Genomic DNA, 19,806 nt, shown 5'->3' with positions numbered 1-19,806 from the left:
AGGTCTGCAAAACGCAACTTTGATAAAACAATCTTCTCTAAACAAAACAAACGGCCCATGCCGAACAAAAAGGGTCGCCCAAGCGGCCCTTTCTGCTGTAATATAATAACGCGGGGTGGAGCAGCCCGGTAGCTCGTCAGGCTCATAACCTGAAGGCCGCAGGTTCAAATCCTGCCCCCGCAACCAAATCCCATATACACATACTCAAAAGCCCGCCTCGTGCGGGCCTTTTGCGTTTCTGACCACCAGTGGGTCGAGACCTTGCCCCCAAGTTTTATCCAGTTTTGAGTTCGCTCCAGCGGTTTTTGGTTGCTGTTGTTGGTTCGGTAGCGGCGGGTTGCGGTGCGGAGCCATGGTCGCCATCATCGCGATCTGGATTGGTGTCGGTCTGATCACATGGACAATGATGCTGAAGGTTATCTCAGTTCGAGCCTGAGTTGCCAGGCATGCCTAAAGAGGCATGAAACCACCGAGCCACAACCAGAGGCCAGCGAAGACCATGGATAGGAGTGTGATCGGTACGCCAGCTTTCGCGTGATCCCGAAAAGTCAGCCGTACCCCTTGGGCTGAGGCACGCTCGGCCACGATCAGATTTGCAAGGCTTCCGACCAGAAACAGGTTTCCGGCCAGCGTCGAAAGAATGGCGAGGCCGATCAGGACCCCCTCCGGGATATCTTGCCAGACCTTCAGGATCATCACCACGGCGGGAACATTGCCGATCGTGTTGCTCAGAAAGAGCGAGATCGGCACAAGGAACGAAACTCGATCGGGAAGGAGGCCATGGGCGGCAAGCATCCGCACGGCCTCCTCCGGAATTCCCGTCCGCGCGAAGGCGTCGTTGACGACGAACAAGGCCGCAAACAGGATCAGCAATGGCAGATCGATTTCGCCGAAGAGTTGCCGGGTCGGAAGGGTGCGGCTTACGATCAGGCAGGCGGCGACCAAAAGAGCCGAGATCTCGCGTGGCAGCGGCGTGGCAAACAAGGCAAGCAGCGCAAGAAGGGCGACGGTACAGATTCCGACCTGAACGCGGTCGAAGGCTACAGGCTCGAGGGGTGCGCCGTCGTCTGCCGCTCTGAGACTTGATCGCCAGATGAACGCGATGCATCCGAAACTGAGAACAAGACCTGCGATCGCCGGGACGACGGCCTGCGTGAAATAGGGCCAGAACCCCAGCGCGCCGGCCTGACCGATAAGGATATTTTGTGGATTGCCGATCAAGGTGGCGGCCGAACCCGCATTGCTGGCCGCGGCGAGACCAAGCAGGAATGGCCGTGGGTCGAGTTTCCGCACTTTGAGGCCGGTGCACAGCAGCGGCGTCATGGCGAAAACAACGATATCGTTGACAAGGAAAGCGGAGAGGATGCCGCCGACCGTGATCGTCAAGGCGAGCAGGCGCAGCGGCCTGCCTGCCTGGCCCGCTATCCAAACCGACGCCGCGTCGTAGAAGCCGCTTGCACCAACACGCGCGGAAAGGATCATCAAGCCGCCGAGCAAAAGCAAGGTCGGAAAATGGATCGCTTCGCTCATCCCGTCGACGGGAACTGCCGCGAGAGCGACTAGCGCGACTGCGACGATCATTGCGATGCCGGCGCGGTCGATCCTAAGTCCTGGGACGCGTCCCAATGCCATCCCGAGATAGGTGAGCCCGAAGAGAATAGCGACGAGATTTGTCATTGTGTGAGGCCGTCCATCGCATCCGTTTTCGATCGCACCATTGTGTCGACAAAGGCCGGCAGCGGGTCAAGCGGCTCCTGACCTGCCCACGTCTTGTTTCGCTAATTTCCAACGCGGGTGGAGACGCTCTCCACTGCAGTTTCTCCGGCCTCGCATCGTCGCCTGTCATCTGATTGTGGTGAAGATCTCCGCTTATGATCTTGTAGAGCGCCGCCGATTTCAGGCGCGTTGCCCATCCCGCCCCAAACCATGCACCGAACAGGCTTCCACCGAGCAGGTTGGAAACGATAAGCCAGTTCTCAGCGAGAGCGGCGAAAGGCACTGTTCCGGCGCGGAACGGCAGGGCGGTTGCGACCACAACGAGGCTCATGGCCTTGTTAAGGATGGCCACTTCCAGGGCCGCGAAACTGAAAAGGCCGATCAGAAGAGGCAAGCGGAACTCCGCGCCGCCAAGGCCAACCAGCCTGCCGAGCGTGCCGATAATTGCGCCTCCGCCGAATGCAATGGGTAAGCTTCGAGACTGAGGTGCTGTCGTTGCGTTCATCGGTATTGCGGTCGATAGCGCCTGATGGAAATATCGACTCTGTAGCGGCTTTCGTTGGCCCATGCCAGTCACATACCCGCCAAGTGTAGCTAATGCTTCATCATCATCGGAAGCGTTCTATGTGACAACAGATAGCGAGTGACGCGGCCGAGCAGCAACTCCAAGAAATATCCGTGCTTGTAGGCGCCGATCAGCAGGCAGGTGGCCCTCTCGGTTTTCGCGAAATCGAGGATCGTTTCGCCGACAGAGCGGCTGCCTGAGTTGATCGCGATAACGTCACCGTCGAGTCCGAGCTGGGTCAGCAGTTCCCGCGCCGTGAACTGATTACTTCCGTCGGGTCTGTCGTTGACGCAGAGAGCGGTAATGCGATCGGCCGCGGTCAACCAATGTCTCGCCGCGACGACGGCGCGCTGCGCATGATCCTGCGGCTTCCAGCCAATCACGACATGGCCCACGAGGTTGCCGGCATATTGGCCGGGTGGCGGCACTAGCACCAACTTGTGTTCGTTGAACAGGATGTCGTGGAACGTGTCACGGGCATCCATGTTGCCATGGCACGGGGCAACGACGAGCGCCGTCTCATGGCATTCGGTCGTCACGCAACGATCGAGATCGCCGCGGCAGTCGTCGAGAAGGAGCCGGTCTCGACCAGGCTTATCTTGCTTCCAATCCTCGAAAGCGCGTGCGACACGCTCGAACCGCTGGGACGGCGAACCTTCATCGTGCTCTCTCAGTAGCTGCAGGTCGATCTCCTCGGCCGCAGCGATCATCCTTTCCGGATCCGCACCGACATGGGCGGCGGCCATGGTGCCATTGATGGCACCTGCGGCATCCTCGGCGATATCAAGGCAAGAGCGCGCTGTTGCCGGATCGGTTAGCAATGCGAGAACATCGGCATGGACGGTGATCTCATGGACATGGTCGGCGAAGATGACACCAGACGGTTGTGACGGCGGTCTCGACGGGCCGCCACTTGAGAGCACATAGTTCATGTCGGACCTCCTTCCACGATGCTTGCATCGCTCCTAGTCTACAGAACTTCATTCTACGTCCGCGTCGCATGGCTCGCAACGCCGCCGGCGGTGCAGGATTGTTCAAGGTCACCCGTTCGATTGACGGGCGCCTCCGGCCGACGCTGCGAAAATGTCCTAATATAGAAATCCCTCGCCAAAACTCGTGCGCAAAGGCGCCGCCTCGGTAAGCTTGAAACTGCGGGTTCCGTCGTCCCGGCGTTCGGCGCGCAGGAACGCCACGTCGGACCTGCCTTCCTCCGCGAAGCCGCTGGCGAACTCGAACATGTGGGCCGCTGCCCGCGGCTGCCAATACGTCGATATCTTCTGCGACGACGTCGGAACCTTCAATGTCTTCGATCGGTTCGTACGCGTAAAGTGGAGGAACTGATCATGCCCGCAAAAAACGCTGCCCCATCCGAGAAGGGCATTCCTAAAGACCAGCGCGTCAATCGCCCCGACCACAAGGAAGCGCCACCGGACCCTGACGATCGCAAAGATCCGCCCCGAGATACGAGGGAGGCGCCCGTGCCCAACCCAAACAGCGAGCCTGTCGACAAATCTTAGCGCCGCCAGATCGTCGCCAATTGACTTGAGGATTAGCGGAGCATTTGCCGAGGATCAGCAAAAGCAACGGCAATGGAGAGCGTTTGTTGAAGACGTTGCCCATAATCCGGGTGAATTGATGGATGTCATCACAGATATCGCCGCATTTCTGATGCCTCATGCCTCGACAGATGAGGCGTGCATAATCCTCGGATCAACCCATTTATCGGTTCTTAAGCAAAGAATGACAGTTTGGCTCCGATCGGTGGTGGGGGTGCATTCGTGGTAAATGGTTTGATGTCGCAGGTTCGCATTCAGACGAAGGTGCTGGTACTTTTGGCGCCATTCGTCATTAGCCTATGCGCAGTGGGGCTGACGGGCTATTACGCGGCCAGCCTTCTCGAAGGTCGGATGGAGATCTCCAACCATGTTTTGCAGTCCCTGAACGGGTTCAAACATGTTTCTTCCAGCATGACCGGCTTTCTGATGAAGCCGTCGCAGGAAGCCCGTGATACCGCGCTTGCGGATGCCCGAGAGCAACTGGGCAACCTGAAGCAGACGATCGAGAGCCTAAGGCCGACGACCGATGTGGGGCTTCTTGACCGGGCACTCGATCAATCGCAAATCATCCCGCAAAAGATCGAAGCGATCTGGCAAATCGAAACGGGGCAGCAGAAAATTCTCAGTGATGTTGACGCTGCTTCCGCGGCACTTCTTGATCTGCAAGGGCAGGTTGGCAAGCGCTCGTTCATGCTGATGGCTAGCGCGAAGAAGACGGAAAATGCCAACAAGGGCGGACTGAACAATTCCGTCTCCGTCAGCGCCGCCGCCAGTGTCGCGACAAAACTTCGCAATGACTATACGAATGCGATGACGCCGGCTGACAAAGTTAGCCTGTTAGCCAAATACGCGCCCGATTTGCAAAAGGCAAAGGAGCAGCTTTCGCCTGCGGTCGCGACCGACAAACAAGCGTTCGCCGCGCAGTATGCCGCTGCTGTGGACGTCATTGCCAACGCTTCGAAGGTGTCGCCTGACACTTTGGATGTCCCAGCAACGGATGCCACCGTTACCAATCTTGCTGCAACTGGCGACAGTCTCAAGGCGATTGGCGACGATCTGATGCGGACCTCCGTGCTCGCGCTTGCCGCGTCGGACAAGGATATTTCGCAGGCGACGAATGTCGGCAACGAACTGCGCGCCATCGTTAACAGCAATAACGAGATCCGCGTCGGCTTCGCCGAACTCGCCGGCAATCCAGACGATGCACGAGTGAAGAAAGTCCAGCAGTCGATCTACATGTATCAGACAGAGCTCGGCCGTCTTGCCGGCGTGGTGAACGACGATCCGGTCTTTGCCGAAATTCCGAAGAAGGCTCAACCCGTCCTCGATCTGCTTGCAGCAAACGCTGCGGCGCTCTCCGAAGGTGCGGCGCGCAAGCTGGCGGAATTCGACAGCGCTGCTGCGCAGATCGACAACACCTGGAACCTGCTTGCTCAATTCGCCGAGACGCAAAGGCAAAATGCTGGGCAGGATCGTCAACAGGCCAATAGGATATCCGGTGGCGCCATTGTGTTCGGCATCCTGATCGCTATGACCGCGGGTGCCGCGCTGGTCGTCACCCTGAAGGGACCGATCACCCAGATTACCGCAGCGATGCGCAAGATCGCAGAGGGAAGGCTCGATACCGCAATCACCGGCGAGGCACGGGGCGACGAAATCGGGGAAATGGCCCGGGCGCTTTCCGTCTTCAAACAAAATGCGCTGTCGAATGTCGACATGGAACATCAGGCCGAGATCGCGCGGAGCGATGCGGAATCCGAGCGCGCCCGTAACGAACTCGAGCGACGTAGCGCCAAGGTCCAGGTTGACGCCGCAATCGAGGCGCTTGCAGAAGGGCTCACGCGGCTGTCGCGCGGAGAGTTGAATTTTTCGATCGATACGCCGTTTGCCGCCGACCTCGACCGGATCCGTACCGATTTCAACATGTCCGTCGCGGGTCTCAGGGAGACGCTTTGCGATATCCGCGAGACGTCTTCCCTCATCAGCGACAATGGCCGACAGATGGCGGAAGCCGTTGATGACCTGGCCAGCCGAACGGAAAAGCAGGCCGCCGCACTTGAGGAAACCGCAGCGGCAGTGGAGGAGATTTCTTCCGCCGTCAACACCTCTTCAGGACGGGCAGCAGCAGCGCTTGCGCTTGTCCAACGCGCCAAACAGGGCGCCGACGCCTCGGCTTCAGTGGTCCAAAACGCGGTTTCGGCCATGGGACGAATTGAGGACGCGTCGGGCAAGATCGTTCAGATTGTCAGCGCCATCGACTCCATCGCTTTCCAGACCAATCTCTTGGCCCTAAATGCGGGTGTCGAAGCGGCAAGAGCGGGTGAGGCCGGCAAGGGCTTTGCAGTCGTGGCGCAGGAAGTGCGAGAGCTGGCGCAGCGATCGGCTCGCGCAGCCAAGGAAATCGGTGAGCTCATCAACAATTCCGTCCGAGAGGTTGCATCCGGCTCCGAATTCGTCGGTCGCACCGGCGATGCGCTGATGGAGATTTCCAGCGAGATCGTCCATATTGTCGGTCATATCGAGCTCATTGCCTCGTCAAGCCGCGACCAGGCGACGACACTCCATTCCATCAACGCATCGGTGAACGATATTGATCGTATGACGCAGCAAAATGCGGCGATGGTGGAAGAGACGAATGCTGCCACCAGACAGCTATCGTCCGAGGCGCTTGCACTTACCGACATGATTGCGCGCTTTCGGCTTGAAGGCCACGAGAGCGCGGCTTCAAGAGGGTACCAGACTGCGGCGGCATGACGGCAGCATGTATTCGCAGTACCTGTTAACTTGCTTTGAGATGGATGATTTCCGATCATCAGGCTGATGAGTGATACGTTTCCCTTGATCAGTTTTCAGGCGCACGATAGTTGCTAAAATAGCAATCTTCTAATATACGTGGAGCCGCCGTTTTAATATTTCCGCAGCGGCAAGCAACGTCCCTCCAACTGACGGGCGTTTATTATCCTATTCAGCAGGACGTTCGATTTCATGAAGTAGATTAGAGATTTATGGGGGGAGGAATAATGCGAAAATGGGCATCTTCTCTACTGACGGCCCCGCATGGAAGGCGTCTTCTTCTCTTTGCTATCTCGGGATTGCCAACGTTCTGCGCAGTGGTGCTCTTAGCTGGCGCCGCGTCCGCGCAGGCGCCGACCGAAGAGCAGCGCAATGCGATCAAGGCGGAATGTCGCTCCGATTTCATCGCGCAATGCTCAGGGGTGACGCCGGGCGGCATCGAGGCGCTCACTTGTCTGCAACAGCATAATGACACACTGTCGGCGGGCTGCCGGAAGGCGGTGTCGGCGGTGAGCAAACCCAAGTCGACATCCGCGGAGCCGGCCCCGGCTGCGCCCGCAACCACCGGGGCGACCACACCGGCGCCGGCGACGGCCGCACCGACGCAGGCGCAGCGCAATGCCGTCAAATCGGCTTGCCAACGCGATTTTATGGCGCAATGCTCTGGTGTCAAACCGGGCGGTACCGAGGCGCTCAGCTGCTTGCAACAGCACAGTGCCGCTCTATCGGCGCCGTGTCAGCAGGCCGTTGCGGCCTTGGGAGGATCAGCCGGGGGAGGATCAGCCGGATCAACCCCAGCCAGCGGCGGTGCTGCCGCGACGGTTGCGACCACGCCTGTTCCTCGGACCATGATGCCGGCCTTCTCGCCGCGCGAGGAACTGATGATCCTGCGCGAAACCTGCGGATCGGATTTTCAGGCTCTGTGCCGCACGGTGCCTTTGGGCGGAGGACGGGCTATCGCTTGTCTGCGGGACAATTTGCAACGCGTGTCGCCTGCATGCCACCGGGTCCTGACCTCGGGATTATAGTGTCTGTTCGAAACTTGCGCAGTGAAGAGACTCAACAGCAACCTGCCTCCGCGTGAAACCGCTGGTGATTGCGCGACAGGCTGTTGCAACAGCCTTACTGAACCTTCGGCATCTCCGCCTCCGCGACGGCTGCTGTCTTTATGCGCCCTTTCCAATATTCCTCGAGGCGCTGCAGCAGGACGTAGAAGGACGGTACGAAGAGCACGGCAAGGCAGGTCGAGGCGATCATCCCGCTGAAGACCGATATGCCGATCGACTTGCGGGCGGATGCGCCGGCGCCCGTCGCCAGCACCAGCGGCAGGACACCGAGAATGAAGGCGAAGGACGTCATCAGAATCGGCCTGAAACGCAGGCGGGCGGCCTCGACTGCGGCATCCAGAATTTCCATGCCTTCCGCCCGCTTTTCCCGCGCATATTCGACGATGAGAATGGCATTCTTCGATGCCAGCGCAATCAGCAGGATGAGCCCGATCTGCGTATAGAGATTGTTGGCAACGCCCGCTGCCGTCAGGGCCGCCACCGTGCCGAGGAGGGCGAGCGGCACGGCCAGAATGACCGCCAGCGGCAAGATCCAGCTTTCATATTGGCCGGCGAGCACGAAATAGACGAGGAAGATGGCGAGCGCGAAGACGAAATAGATCTGCCCGCCCACGGCCTTCTCCTGGTAGGATAGCGCCGTCCATTCGAAACCGGCGCCCGGCGGCAGCGTTCGATCGGCAATCTGCTCCATGACGTCGAGCGACTGGCCGGAGTTGAAGCCTGCGGCCGGCCCGCCAACGATCGTTGCTGAGGGGTAGAGATTGTAGAGGCTGATCAGGGAGGGGCCTTGAGTCGTCGTGACATCGACGACCGTGCCGAGCGGCACCATTGTCCCGTCACCCGCCTTGACCCTCAGCTTGCGGATATCATCCGCGCTGACTCGGAAATCGGAAGCGGCCTGCGCATAGACCTGGAAGGTGCGGCCGAATTTGTTGAACTGGGTCACATAGCTCGAGCCGACGTAGCCGGAGAGCGCCGAGAAAACCTGACCGACGGTAACCCCCAATGTCTCCGCCTTGATGCGGTCGACGGCGACTGCGAGTTGCGGCACGTTCGAGCGGAAGGGCGTGCTCAGCCTTTGCAGCGACGATTGGGCACTGCCGTTCTTGACGATCGTATCGGCAAGCGATTGCAGCAGCGGGTAGTCGGAAATGCCGTTCTTGATCTCGACCTGCATCGTGAAGCCGCTGGCATTGCCGACGCCCTGGATCGGAGGCGGCACGACCACCAGCGTCTTGGCGGCGAGCACGCTTTGCAGCGCGCCGTTCAGATGCTGGTAGATCGACAGCAGATCCTGCCCCTTCTGCTTGCCGCGCTCGTCCCAATCCTTCAGCACGACATAGGCGACGCCGGCATTCTGCAGGCTGGCATTGTTGTCGAGAACGGAAATGCCGCTGATCGTCAGCACCTGATCGACGCCAAGTGTGGCTTCGGCGATCTTGCCGACCTCGTTCATTACGGCATCGGTGCGCTCCTTCGAGGCACCGTCAGGCAGTTGTGCACTGATCAGCACGTAACCTTGATCCTCGATCGGCAGGAACGCGGTCGGCAGGCGGGTGAGACCCCAGACGGCGACCCCGATCAGCACAATTGCCGCTATGGCCATGACACCGGCGTGGCGGGTCATCGATCCGATCAGCCCGGCATAGCCGCGTTCGCCTTTGTCGTAGACCCTGTTGAAGCCGCGATAGAGGGCGTTGCGTTTCTCGGGCGGGACCGGTGGCCGCAGCCAAAGGGCGCATTGCGTCGGTTTCAGCGTGACGGCATTGATGGCACTGATCAGCGCCGTGGCGGCGATGACGAGGGCGAATTGCCGATAAAGCTGTCCGGTCAGGCCGGGCAGGAAGGCGGCCGGAATGAAAACGGCCATCAGCACCAGCGTAATGCCGATGACCGGACCGAGGAGTTCCTCCATGGCCTTCTCGGCCGCCTGTCGGCCGGACATGCCCGCCTCGATGTGGCGGGCGACACCCTCGACGATGACGATGGCATCATCGACGACGATGCCGATGGCGAGAACGATGGCAAACAGCGTCGACAGGTTGACGGTGAAGCCCAATGCCGCCATGGCCGCGAAGGCGCCGATAATGGTGACCGGAACGGTCGTCGCCGGAACGAGCATTGCCCGCCAATCCTGCAGGAAAACGAGAATGACGATGAGAACGAGAACGCCCGCCTCGATCAAAGTGACGTAAACCTCGTCGATGGACGCCTTGATGAATTTCGTCGTGTCGAACGGCACTTGATATTCAAGGCCCTGCGGGAAGCTCTTCGAGAGCTCCTGCATTTTTGCGCTCACCTCCTGCGCCACCGCAATGGCGTTGGCCTCCGGCAGCTGAAAAATGCCGATGCCGGCCGCCGGTCGGCCGTTCTGCATGAAGGACTGGCTGTAAGTCTGGGCGCCGAGTTCGACGCGACCGATATCGCGGATGCGCGTGACGCGGCCGCCTTCGCCGCTTTCGACCTTGACGACAATATTCTCGTAATCGGCAGCCTCGTTCAGCCGGCCGTTGACATTCAGCGTGTATTGAAAGACCTGCCCGTTCGGGACCGGCGGAATGCCGATCTGGCCGGCGGCGACCTCCTGGCTCTGCTGCTGCACCACGTTGACGATATCCTGCGGCGTCAGACCGCGTGCCTGCAGCAGGTTCGGGTCCATCCAGATACGCATGGCATACTGGCCGGCGCCGAACACGGTGACGTTGCCGACGCCCGGCAGGCGGGCGAGTTCATTCTGCAGGTTGATGACGGCATAGTTCGACAGGAACAGACTGTCATAGCGGCTGTCCGGCGAGGTCAGGCTGACGAAGCCGAGGATCGCCGTCGATTTTTTCTGTGTCGTGACGCCTTGAACCTGCACCGCTTCGGGAAGCGATGACATCGCTATGGCGACGCGGTTTTGCACCAGAACCTGCGCCTGGTCCGGATCCGTTCCGATGGCGAAGGTCACCGTCAGCGAATAGGTGCCGTCGCTGGCGCTCGTCGACTGCATGTAGAGCATGTCCTGCACGCCGTTGACCTGCTGCTCGATCGGCAGAGCGACGGTGTCGATAAGGGTCTGGGCGCTGGCGCCTGGGAAGCGCGTCGTCACCTGCACCGTCGGCGGGACGACATTCGGATATTGCGCCACGGGCAGTTGGAACAGAGCCACCGCGCCGATGAGCACGAGGACCAACGCCAGAACGTTGGCGAGTACCGGTCGCTCGATGAAGAAGCGCGAGATCATGCTGTTGTCCTTAGAGCAATTCCAGGAAAAGTGCGAAGCGGTTTTCCGTCCGGAATTGTGACAAAACAAAAGGTTAGAGCGGTTCTGCGCTTCCATGAAAAGCTGAACCGCTCTAGACGGTCAGGTGAAGCATGGTGGCGAATTCATTGCGTGGTGGTGGTCTTTGCCTTGGTATCGCCAGCGGCAGCTGCCGGCGGGTTCATTTCGATCTTCTCGGGCGTGACCTTGCTGCCGGGGATGGCCTGCTGGATACCCTGGGTTACGACCCAGTCTTCCGGATCGAGGCCGGAGTCGATGACACGGAGTGCACCTTCGCGCCGGCCGGTCTTGACCTGCTTCTGCTCGACGACGTCGTCCTTGCCGAGAACGAGCAGGTAGCTGCCCAGTTGGTTCGTTCCGATGGCATCGTCGCGCACCAGCAGAGCCTTGTCGTTGTGGCCGACCGGCACGCGGACGCGCACGAAGAGACCGGGCAGCATGGCGCGGTCCTTGTTGTCGAACAGGGCGCGTACCTGAAGCGTGCCCGTGGAGGCATCGAGCTGCGGCGATACGTAATCGAGATGTCCCTTGTGGGGGTAGCCTTCCTCGGTCTGCAGGCCGAGTTCCGCCGGAATGCTTGGAAGGTCCGTCTGCTTAAAGGTGTGCCCCTGCCTTGCCAGCGTTTCCTTGATCATCAGCACCTGGGTTTCGCTGACGTTGAAATAGGCATAAAGCGGATCCGTCTGAACGATGCTGGCGAGTTTGGTGGGACCGGATACGCCGACAAGCGCGCCGATATCGACGAGGTGATCGGTGACGGTGCCGTCGAACGGTGCAAGCACTTCGGTATATCCGAGGCTGATCGTTGCGAGATCGAGATTGGCCTGAGCGTTGAGGATGGACGCATTCGCCTCGTCGAGCGTCGCCTTGGCGCTGTCGACGGCGGTCTGCGTGGTGACCTGTTGCTTCGATAGATTGAGCTGCCGGTTGTATTCCTGCTGCGCGCCAACCTGAGATGCCTGTTGCGAGGCGAGCGATGCCTTGGCCTGATCCAGTTGCGCCTGGTAGGTGTTACGCTCGATTCCGAAGAGCTTGGTGCCCTTCGTCACCTTCATACCGTCCTGGTAGTCGATCGATTGGACATAGCCTTGGACACGCGCCTCGATATCGACGGAATTGAGCGGCGCCGTATTGCCGGTGAGTTCGAAATAGAGCGTTACCGGTTGCTGGACCGGCAGGGCGACGCGAACCGAAGGTGGAGGAGGGGCAACGTAAGTGTTGCCGCTTTCCTCACAGCCAGCGAGAATTGCTATGCCGGCGAGCACCACGGACAGGTGCAGACCCTGATACAATCTCACACGCATTGCCGCCGCCCCGATGTTTACGAGCAATTTCAAAGATCTACAGCATCCTTTTGCGCGTGTGAAAAAGACGCGCGACGCTGTAATCTCCATGCGTGCCTCGGCGGAGACGACCCTTCTCCGAAAAGTTCCGGGCATGCGATATTATGTCGCGGCATTGCTAAAAATTGCAATAGCTGCTGGTGCGCAATTAAACTGTGAGCTCGTCCTCGACGGACGTCGTGACGCGGCTACGATTTCCCGAGGGCCACGTAGGTCCCGCAGCCACCGCGATTGCTTGCAAGCTGTGCAATAGCACCCGTCATCATAGCGGAAGACAGACCAAGCGCGGAACTCTTAACTTTCCGGATCTTGTACGGCGGCAATCGGGCAGGTTTCATTGCTGGAAAATCAGCAGCACGTAAGCCAGGAAAAGCACCAGATGGACAGCGCCTTGCATGAGATGTGTGCGGCCGCTGGCAAAGGTGATGATGCTGACGGCAAGAGTAAGCAGGAGCATCACTAGATCCCCATGCTCCAGGCCGAGCGTCACGGGGTGTCCGTAGAGCTGACTGACAACGAGCATCGCCGGCACCGTCAGCCCGATCGTCGACAGCACCGAACCAAGGAAGATGTTGACGGAGCGCTGGAGATTATTGGCGATGGATGCACGCACGGCGCTGACTGCTTCAGGCGTCGCGACGAGGATGGCCATGACAACACCGCCAAATGCGGTTGGAGCATGCAGGGTTTCGATAATGTAATCGATCGGCCGGGCAAGCTGTTCGACGAGAAAGACGACAGGAGCCATATGGGCGAAAAGCAGAATGGCATGAAGCCAGACCGGTCCATGACGAGGGACACGTTCGCTGATGCGCTCGTGACGGTTGCTGTCGTCGGTGAAATAGTCCCGATGGCGGCCGGCCTGAAGAAACAGAAACGTGGCGTAAAGGCCGACCGATATTATACCCAGTATCAGTTGTCTCGGTGCAGATGGATGCTGACCCTCCGGCCCCGCAAGAAATGTCGGCATCACCAGGCTCAGGGTCGCCAGCGGTACGATGACCCCGAGATAGGCGTTGGCGCCCTGCAGGTTATGCTGCTGTTCCGGTCGCCGCCATGCGCCCAGCAGCAAGGACAGGCCAACCATGCCGTTCAGGATGATCATGACGACTGCGAAAAGGGTGTCGCGCGCAAGTGTGGGATTGTTCTCGCCGTGAAGCATGACGGCTGATATTGCCATCACCTCGATTGAGGTGATGGCAAGCGTCAGAATAAGCGTGCCGTAGGGCTCCTTCAACCGCTCTGCCAAATGATCCGCGTGCCGGACAACCGACAGAGCGGAGCCGAGGACGGCAGCGAACAGCCACGCGAAAACGACAGTGAACCAAAGCGGATCGGAAAGCTGCCCGAAGAACTGCTCCTGGAAAACAAGAAACGCCAAGCTCGTCGCGACGCTGACGCCCAGGAACCATTCCTCGCGTATCAGGCTGCTTGCGCCGACAGCGCGCAATGCCGGACCGTCGGTCATCGAAACCACCCGCCTTCTGGCAAATGCCGCCGCAATGCGATCATCAAAACCATTGTGTCCGCCCACTGTCTTGTGCCCGCCCCATGAGCAGGCGCAGACGAGGCTGCCTCAAGGTGAACCGAAGCTCAAGCCAGATCGTGTGTCACTGACTAAAACTTGCAGGTTCTGTATCTCATCATCCATTGCTCCCGACAAAGGGACTGCCGAAACAGAGGGCAAGCCGAGGCGCCCGGCCAACGCGCGGCGCGGGCGGTTGTAGTGCGTTGCGGCTGCTGCTCGCGCCGCGTCTTCCATTATTCGCGACCGGTCGCCGGGATTGCCGCGCCGGTCACGACAGCTGCGGCCGGCGAAATCAGGAAGGCGATGAGGCGGGCGATCGATTGCGGCGATACCCAGCCGTCCGTCTTCGCATCGGGCATGGCCGCGCGATTCTCAGGCGTGTCGATCGTCCCGGGCAGGATGCAGTTGGCGGTGATGCGGTCGTCGCGGCATTCGGCAGCGATCGCCTCGGTCAGCCGGATGACGGCGGCTTTCGAAGCGGCGTAAGCGGCCTGCTTGGCGCCGGCCTTCAGGCCGGGTGCGGCGGCGATATGAACGATGCGGCCGTAGCCCGCGGCCTTCATGGTGGGGAGAACCGCGGCGCTGATCGTCAGGGCAGTGCGGGCGTTTGCGGTCATCATCGTCTCCCACTGCGCGGGGGCCTCCGGTCCGACTGGTCCCATCTGGAAACCGCCGACGGTGTTGACCAGCGCGCTAACGCCGCCGAAGCGCTTGACGGCCCGGGCGACAGCGGCGGCGCAGGAGGCATAATCGGTGAGATCCGTTCCCGCGATCGTCAGAAATTCGGTGGAAGCTGGAAGATCGCCGGCCAAGGCTTCCAGCTCATGGCCCGAACGGTTCATGCAGACGAGTTTTGCGCCGGCGCTGGCAAGCTCGCGGACAACGGCGCTGCCGAGGTTGCCGCCGGCGCCCGTCACGATCACGGCTTTCTGTTCGTTCATGGCAATCGATCTCCTCACGGTGCCCGCGCTGGACGCTGCCGCGCATTGTTGATCCAGGCTGCGCGCCAGCGCAAGCCCGCCCAAGACAAGGTCAGATGTTTGCGGAACGGCCCGCGGAGCTATCCGCGGGCCGTTCGTCTCTGATCGTGTGTGGGATCTGAGATCAGTGATATTTCGCCCGTTCGCGGCCGAGGATGACAGGTGCGTCGAGGCCGGCGATCGGACGGGTGACATCGGCCGGGATGTCGCCGGTGAGCTGCAGGTCGAGATAGCGAGCGCAGCAGACCCGCAGGAAGGACGTGAAGTTGCCGAGATCGTGGCCGGCATCGATCGATTCATGATGCAGCCGGGTGATCAGCTGGACGACATTCATGCCGTCGCGCCGCGCGATTTCCTCCAGCTTCGCCCAGAAGAAGTTCTCCAGCCTGACGCTGGTGACCATGCCGTCGATGCGCAGCGACCGGGTGGCGCTTTCCCAGAGCCGCGCATCCGCCTTGATGAAGAGTTCACACATATCGTCCTCTCCGGTGCCGCCCTTCTCAGGCGGCGTTGGTTTCGAGCAGTGCTGCGGCATCGAGCACGGCCATGAACTGGCGCAGCCAGGACGGATGCGCCGGCCAGGCGGGCGCTGTGACCAGATTGCCGTCCGAGACTGCATCGCTGATGGCGATATCGGCATAAATGCCGCCGGCAAGTTCGACTTCCGGCCGGCAGGCGGGATAGGCCGAACAGGTGCGGCCCTTCAAAACCCCGGCAGCGGCAAGCAGCTGCGCGCCGTGGCAGATGGCGGCAACCGGTTTTCCGGCGTCGAAGAAGTGCCGGACGGATTTGATGACGTCGGCGTTGAGGCGCAGATATTCGGGTGCACGGCCGCCGGGAATGACGAGGGCATCGTAATCTTCGGCGCGCAGGCTGTCGAAGGTGGCATTCAGCGCGAAATTATGGCCGCGTTTTTCGGAATAAGTCTGGTCGCCTTCGAAATCATGGATGGCGGTGGCGACGGTGTCGCCGGCCTTCTTGCCGGGGCAGACGGCATCGACCGTGTAGCCGCAGGCGAGCAGCGTCTGGAACGGCACCATCGTTTCGTAATCTTCAGTGAAATCACCGGTGATCATCAGGATCTTTGAGGCTGGCATCGTTTCCTCCCATTGAAACCAACTGGCGGAGATTAGCAAAGAGCTGCTGCGAGCAGGTACTATGGGAATACTACAGGCGAAATTCGCACCCGATAAGGCGACAGCATTAGATCGTCCTGACCTTCACATCAGGCACTGCGCAAGCCTCGCCGCCACCGAAGAGGCGGGAGCGGGTCAGGAAGCGCTTCTCGCGGCCATTGTCGAGCGAGAACATGCCGCCGCGGCCGGGCACGACGTCGATGATCAGCTGCGTATGCTTCCACGCCTCGAACTGGCTAGCGCTGATATAGACCGGCACGCCGCCGATCTCGCCGAGCTTGACATCGCTGTCGCCGACCATGAATTCGTTAGCCGGATAACACATCGGCGAGGAGCCATCGCAGCAGCCGCCGGACTGATGGAAGAGAATATCGGGATGATCCCGCTTGATTTCCAAGATCAAATCGAGAGCGGCGTCGGTTGCGAGAACACGCGGTTTGCCGTCAACGGTGGTTTCCATGGTTCTTTCTCCGAAGTTTTGGGGAGGGGTTTGACACTCCCTCCCACCATGCGAGCGCTTCTCAGAAGAAGCCGAGTGCCTTCGGGCTATAGCTCACCAGCATGTTCTTGGTCTGCTGGTAGTGGTCGAGCATCATCTTGTGGGTTTCACGGCCGATGCCCGACTGCTTGTAGCCGCCGAAGGCGGCATGGGCCGGGTAGGCGTGATAGCAGTTGGTCCAGACCCGGCCGGCCTGAATCTCGCGGCCGAAGCGGTAGCAGCGATTGGCGTCGCGGCTCCAGACACCGGCGCCGAGACCGTAGAGCGTGTCGTTGGCGATTTCGAGCGCTTCCTTCTCGTTCTTGAAGGTCGTGACCGAAACCACCGGTCCGAAGATTTCTTCCTGGAACACACGCATCTTGTTATGACCCTTGAAGATCGTCGGCTTGACATAATAGCCATTCGCCAACTCGCCGCCGAGATCGTTGCGCGAGCCGCCGGTCAGCACTTCCGCGCCTTCCTGCTTGCCGATATCGAGATAGGCGAGGATCTTTTCCAGCTGCTCCGTCGAGGCTTGGGCGCCGATCATCGTCGCGGTGTCGAGCGGGTTGCCCTGCTTGATCGCCTCGACGCGTTTGACGGCCTTTTCCATGAAGCGGTCGTAGATGGATTCCTGGACGAGGGCGCGGCTCGGGCAGGTGCAGACTTCGCCCTGGTTGAGGGCAAACATCGCAAAGCCTTCGAGCGCCTTATCGAGGAAGTCGTCGTCTTCGGCCATCACATCGGCGAAGAAGATGTTCGGCGATTTGCCGCCGAGTTCCAGCGTCACCGGAATGAGGTTCTGGCTGGCATATTGCATGATCAACCGGCCTGTCGTCGTCTCGCCGGTGAAGGCGATCTTGGCGACGCGCTGGCTGGTCGCCAGCGGCTTGCCGGCTTCGAGGCCGAAACCGTTAACGATGTTGAGCACGCCGGGCGGCAGGAGATCGCCGACGAGTTCGGCCCAGAGCAGAATCGAGGCCGGTGTCTGTTCGGCGGGCTTCAGCACGACGCAGTTGCCGGCGGCAAGCGCAGGCGCCAGCTTCCAGGTGGCCATCAGGATCGGGAAGTTCCACGGAATAATCTGGCCGACGACGCCGAGCGGCTCATGGAAGTGATAGGCCACGGTATCGTGGTCGATCTCGCCGATCGAACCTTCCTGGGCACGAATACAGGAGGCGAAGTAGCGGAAGTGGTCGATCGCCAGCGGAATGTCGGCCGCCATGGTTTCGCGGATCGGCTTGCCGTTGTCCCAGGTCTCGGCCTGGGCGAGCAATTCCAGCTTGTCTTCCATGCGCTGTGCGATCTTCATGAGGATATTGGAGCGCTCGGCAGCGGAGGTGCGGCCCCATTTTTCCTTAGCTGCATGGGCGGCGTCGAGCGCGAGATTGATGTCCTTTTCATTGGAGCGGGGAATGTCGCAGAGCTTGCCGCCGGTGACGGGCGTGAGGTTTTCGAAGTATTTCCCCTCGACCGGCTCGCGCCATTCGCTGCCGATATAGTTGCCGTATTTCAGCTTGAACGGCGACTCGACGATTTTCTGATGAAGCATGTCATCCTCCCTTGATGATCCAGGTTCCCAAGCGAACCAGTGGGAGGAAAATGTGCATATTTTGGCGGAGGGAATAGGGCGGGTCTTTCATACCGCAGCGCACAGTGTCGCAGAGCTGCGACAGCATCGCGTCACGATTGCCCCAGGAGCGGAAACCTTTACCCTGATCAGTGGAGATCGAGCTTCTTCATCTTCCTGTGCAGCGTTGCGCGGCTGATGCCAAGCGCGATCGCCGCCTGCGAGACATTGCCGCTGGCGCGCGACAGTGCCCGCAGCAGTGCCGCCTTTTCCGCCTCGACGATCTCGTCCTGCTGGCAGACTCCAGCCTCGTGCAGGGCATCAGCGGCAGGAATGCCGGCGGCGATGCGCTTGTCGTCCAGCTGCAGCGCGATGCGGGCGGCGCGCGTCGCGCCGAGCACCAGATCATGCCTGTCGACGGCAAGCAGGGCCGCGGCGGAATTGGCGCCGGCCGGGACCATCAGGAAACGTGCGCCGGCAAAGGCCGAGCGGAAAAGGTTGAGCTCGATGCGCGTCGCCGCATCGCGCACGGTCTGCGTCAGGATTGCCAGCGTCATCTCGTTGACGTCGTCGCGGCATGTGGAGATGTCGAGGGCTGCTGCCACTCGGCCACGATGATCGCGGATTGGTGCCGTCGTGCAGCTGAGGCTGGTATTCGAGCAGAAAAAATGCTGATCGCGGAAGATGGCGACGGCACGCTCGTCGGCAAGTGCGGTGCCGATGCCGTTGGTGCCGATGCTGGCCTCGGTCCAGACCGAGCCGGTCCAAAGGCCGAGTTCGCGGAATTCCTTGTCGTCGCCGGCAGCGCCCCGGCGCTCCAGCGCGATGCCGTTCTTGTCGGTCAGAAGCAGGCAGCAGCCCGCCCTGCCAACGGTGGTAAAGAGACGATCGAGCTCTTCCGTCGCGCTGGCGATCAGCTGTTCGGACTGCTCGCGCGCACGGCGGAATTCCTGGTCGGTGAGGCGCAGTGGAGCCCGCTGGTCCTCGGGAGCGAGCTGATGCATGGTCATGCACCGCCGCCATGAGGCGACAACGGGAGAACTGGCCGCCGCAGAATCGCGCTGGGCAGACGTGTAGACGTGCTCGGCGTGCGCAGAGTGTTCGTGCATCGGCTCCTCCCACCGAAGTTCAGCACATTCTGATGGAAAAGCGGCTGGTTTGCAATCGGCCGGTACTGGCGGTCGTCGGCATGCGGCTCTTCCTGACGAAAGTGGCGGAAATCACATTTCGGTGTTTGGGAGGCCATGGCGTAACAAATGACCCCTCTCTCTCGTAGTTCTGTACGGTAGAAGGTTTGCCAGATGAGGAGATCCGACCATGCTGAATAGACGATTGTTGCTGATGGGCGCGGCTTTTGGGGCGTTTGCGGTTCACCTGGGCCTGGCCGGCAAGGCGATCGCCGCCGAGACGTTTGCGGTGACGCACACCGACGAGGAATGGCGCAAGCTGCTGACGCCGGATCAATATGTCATCCTGCGCCGGGCGGGGACGGAGCAGCCCTTCACCAGTGCCTTGCTGCATGAGGAGCGAAAGGGCAATTTCGCCTGCGCCGGCTGCGACCAGGACCTCTTTTCCTCGACCACCAAATTCGACAGCGGCACCGGCTGGCCGAGCTTCTGGGCGCCGCTCGAAAAAGCCGTCGGCACCACGAGCGACACGACTTTCGGCATGGTGCGCAACGCCGTGCACTGCAGTCGCTGCGGTGGGCATCTCGGCCATGTCTTCGATGACGGCCCGAAGCCAACCGGGCTTCGCTACTGCATGAATGGGCTTGCCATGACATTCCGTCCGGCCTCGGCCTGATCCAGG

15 protein-coding genes, 1 tRNA gene and 1 pseudogene are annotated in these 19,806 nt (G+C 60.5%); 4 read left to right on the top strand and 13 right to left on the bottom strand.

The genetic code is table 11. The annotated features are described in order from the left end of the window. Positions 1-109 precede the first annotated feature (109 nt). Positions 110-186, top strand: a tRNA-Met gene (locus ACIPSK_RS32040). 264 nt (positions 187-450) lie between these two features. Here ACIPSK_RS32040 and ACIPSK_RS32035 read toward each other — a convergent pair. The 4 genes and pseudogenes from ACIPSK_RS32035 to ACIPSK_RS32020 form a co-directional block, all read right to left on the bottom strand. Then, positions 451-1,677 carry an SLC13 family permease gene (locus ACIPSK_RS32035; protein ID WP_017968043.1) on the bottom strand — a complete coding sequence of 409 codons (1,227 nt, stop codon included), beginning with the start codon at positions 1,675-1,677 and terminating at the stop codon, positions 451-453. Between the two features lie 190 nt (positions 1,678-1,867). Beyond that, positions 1,868-2,221: pseudogene (locus tag ACIPSK_RS32030) on the bottom strand (TSUP family transporter); the annotation flags it as partial. An 89-nt stretch (positions 2,222-2,310) separates the two neighbouring features. After that, positions 2,311-3,213 (bottom strand): universal stress protein, encoded by a 903-nt coding sequence (locus ACIPSK_RS32025; RefSeq protein WP_017968042.1) that lies wholly within the window; start codon positions 3,211-3,213, stop codon positions 2,311-2,313. A 156-nt stretch (positions 3,214-3,369) separates the two neighbouring features. After that, the gene (locus tag ACIPSK_RS32020; protein WP_157386383.1) at positions 3,370-3,519 is read right to left on the bottom strand and encodes a hypothetical protein; all 150 of its coding nucleotides are present in this window, start codon (positions 3,517-3,519) and stop codon (positions 3,370-3,372) included. Positions 3,520-4,059: 540 nt separating this feature from the next. On the opposite strand from ACIPSK_RS32020, the gene ACIPSK_RS32015 reads away from it, so the two are divergent. Together ACIPSK_RS32015 and ACIPSK_RS32010 are read left to right on the top strand one after the other, a co-directional pair. Then, positions 4,060-6,591: a methyl-accepting chemotaxis protein gene (locus ACIPSK_RS32015; protein WP_162119430.1), complete on the top strand. Its 2,532-nt coding sequence runs from the start codon at positions 4,060-4,062 to the stop codon at positions 6,589-6,591. 266 nt (positions 6,592-6,857) lie between these two features. After that, positions 6,858-7,658 carry a hypothetical protein gene (locus ACIPSK_RS32010; protein WP_162119429.1) on the top strand — a complete coding sequence of 267 codons (801 nt, stop codon included), beginning with the start codon at positions 6,858-6,860 and terminating at the stop codon, positions 7,656-7,658. A 94-nt stretch (positions 7,659-7,752) separates the two neighbouring features. Here ACIPSK_RS32010 and ACIPSK_RS32005 read toward each other — a convergent pair whose 3' ends face one another. From ACIPSK_RS32005 to ACIPSK_RS31965, 9 genes are all read right to left on the bottom strand, one after another. Then, positions 7,753-10,923: an efflux RND transporter permease subunit gene (locus ACIPSK_RS32005; protein WP_162119428.1), complete on the bottom strand. Its 3,171-nt coding sequence runs from the start codon at positions 10,921-10,923 to the stop codon at positions 7,753-7,755. A 143-nt stretch (positions 10,924-11,066) separates the two neighbouring features. Then, positions 11,067-12,266 carry an efflux RND transporter periplasmic adaptor subunit gene (locus ACIPSK_RS32000; protein WP_162119427.1) on the bottom strand — a complete coding sequence of 400 codons (1,200 nt, stop codon included), beginning with the start codon at positions 12,264-12,266 and terminating at the stop codon, positions 11,067-11,069. Positions 12,267-12,639: 373 nt separating this feature from the next. Continuing rightward, positions 12,640-13,773 (bottom strand): calcium:proton antiporter, encoded by a 1,134-nt coding sequence (locus tag ACIPSK_RS31995; protein ID WP_162119426.1) that lies wholly within the window; start codon positions 13,771-13,773, stop codon positions 12,640-12,642. 293 nt (positions 13,774-14,066) lie between these two features. Beyond that, positions 14,067-14,774, bottom strand: a complete 708-nt coding sequence (locus ACIPSK_RS31990) for an SDR family NAD(P)-dependent oxidoreductase (RefSeq protein ID WP_162119425.1) — start codon at positions 14,772-14,774, stop codon at positions 14,067-14,069. 163 nt (positions 14,775-14,937) lie between these two features. Beyond that, positions 14,938-15,288 carry a ribbon-helix-helix domain-containing protein gene (locus tag ACIPSK_RS31985; protein ID WP_018068176.1) on the bottom strand — a complete coding sequence of 117 codons (351 nt, stop codon included), beginning with the start codon at positions 15,286-15,288 and terminating at the stop codon, positions 14,938-14,940. Between the two features lie 25 nt (positions 15,289-15,313). Then, positions 15,314-15,910 (bottom strand): DJ-1/PfpI family protein, encoded by a 597-nt coding sequence (locus ACIPSK_RS31980; protein ID WP_162119424.1) that lies wholly within the window; start codon positions 15,908-15,910, stop codon positions 15,314-15,316. Between the two features lie 106 nt (positions 15,911-16,016). Continuing rightward, on the bottom strand, positions 16,017-16,409 hold the full coding sequence (locus tag ACIPSK_RS31975; RefSeq protein ID WP_162119423.1) for a DUF779 domain-containing protein: 393 nt from the start codon (positions 16,407-16,409) through the stop codon (positions 16,017-16,019). 61 nt (positions 16,410-16,470) lie between these two features. Next, positions 16,471-17,979, bottom strand: a complete 1,509-nt coding sequence (adh, locus tag ACIPSK_RS31970) for an aldehyde dehydrogenase (protein WP_162119422.1) — start codon at positions 17,977-17,979, stop codon at positions 16,471-16,473. 167 nt (positions 17,980-18,146) lie between these two features. Then, positions 18,147-19,106 (bottom strand): helix-turn-helix domain-containing protein, encoded by a 960-nt coding sequence (locus ACIPSK_RS31965; RefSeq protein WP_162119421.1) that lies wholly within the window; start codon positions 19,104-19,106, stop codon positions 18,147-18,149. A gap of 208 nt (positions 19,107-19,314) precedes the next feature. Between ACIPSK_RS31965 and msrB the strand changes: the two genes are divergently transcribed. After that, positions 19,315-19,800: a peptide-methionine (R)-S-oxide reductase MsrB gene (gene msrB, locus ACIPSK_RS31960; protein WP_075226093.1), complete on the top strand. Its 486-nt coding sequence runs from the start codon at positions 19,315-19,317 to the stop codon at positions 19,798-19,800. Positions 19,801-19,806 lie beyond the last annotated feature (6 nt).

The sequence above is a fragment of the Rhizobium sp. LARHSG275 genome (genome assembly GCF_052871115.1).
The sequence above is the reverse complement of the archived record's forward strand: the minus strand, read 5'-3'. Positions and strand labels throughout refer to the sequence as shown.

Coding starts and splice junctions, on each gene's coding strand:
- ACIPSK_RS32010 (WP_162119429.1), top strand. CDS start 6,858: ATGCGAAAATGGGCATCTTCTCTACTGACGGCCCCGCATGGAAGGCGT.
- adh (WP_162119422.1), bottom strand. CDS start 17,979: ATGCTTCATCAGAAAATCGTCGAGTCGCCGTTCAAGCTGAAATACGGC.
- ACIPSK_RS31965 (WP_162119421.1), bottom strand. CDS start 19,106: ATGCACGAACACTCTGCGCACGCCGAGCACGTCTACACGTCTGCCCAG.
- ACIPSK_RS32025 (WP_017968042.1), bottom strand. CDS start 3,213: ATGAACTATGTGCTCTCAAGTGGCGGCCCGTCGAGACCGCCGTCACAA.
- ACIPSK_RS32005 (WP_162119428.1), bottom strand. CDS start 10,923: ATGATCTCGCGCTTCTTCATCGAGCGACCGGTACTCGCCAACGTTCTG.
- ACIPSK_RS31990 (WP_162119425.1), bottom strand. CDS start 14,774: ATGAACGAACAGAAAGCCGTGATCGTGACGGGCGCCGGCGGCAACCTC.
- ACIPSK_RS31985 (WP_018068176.1), bottom strand. CDS start 15,288: ATGTGTGAACTCTTCATCAAGGCGGATGCGCGGCTCTGGGAAAGCGCC.
- ACIPSK_RS31995 (WP_162119426.1), bottom strand. CDS start 13,773: ATGACCGACGGTCCGGCATTGCGCGCTGTCGGCGCAAGCAGCCTGATA.
- ACIPSK_RS31980 (WP_162119424.1), bottom strand. CDS start 15,910: ATGCCAGCCTCAAAGATCCTGATGATCACCGGTGATTTCACTGAAGAT.
- ACIPSK_RS32000 (WP_162119427.1), bottom strand. CDS start 12,266: ATGCGTGTGAGATTGTATCAGGGTCTGCACCTGTCCGTGGTGCTCGCC.
- ACIPSK_RS31975 (WP_162119423.1), bottom strand. CDS start 16,409: ATGGAAACCACCGTTGACGGCAAACCGCGTGTTCTCGCAACCGACGCC.
- ACIPSK_RS32035 (WP_017968043.1), bottom strand. CDS start 1,677: ATGACAAATCTCGTCGCTATTCTCTTCGGGCTCACCTATCTCGGGATG.
- msrB (WP_075226093.1), top strand. CDS start 19,315: ATGCTGAATAGACGATTGTTGCTGATGGGCGCGGCTTTTGGGGCGTTT.
- ACIPSK_RS32020 (WP_157386383.1), bottom strand. CDS start 3,519: ATGTTCGAGTTCGCCAGCGGCTTCGCGGAGGAAGGCAGGTCCGACGTG.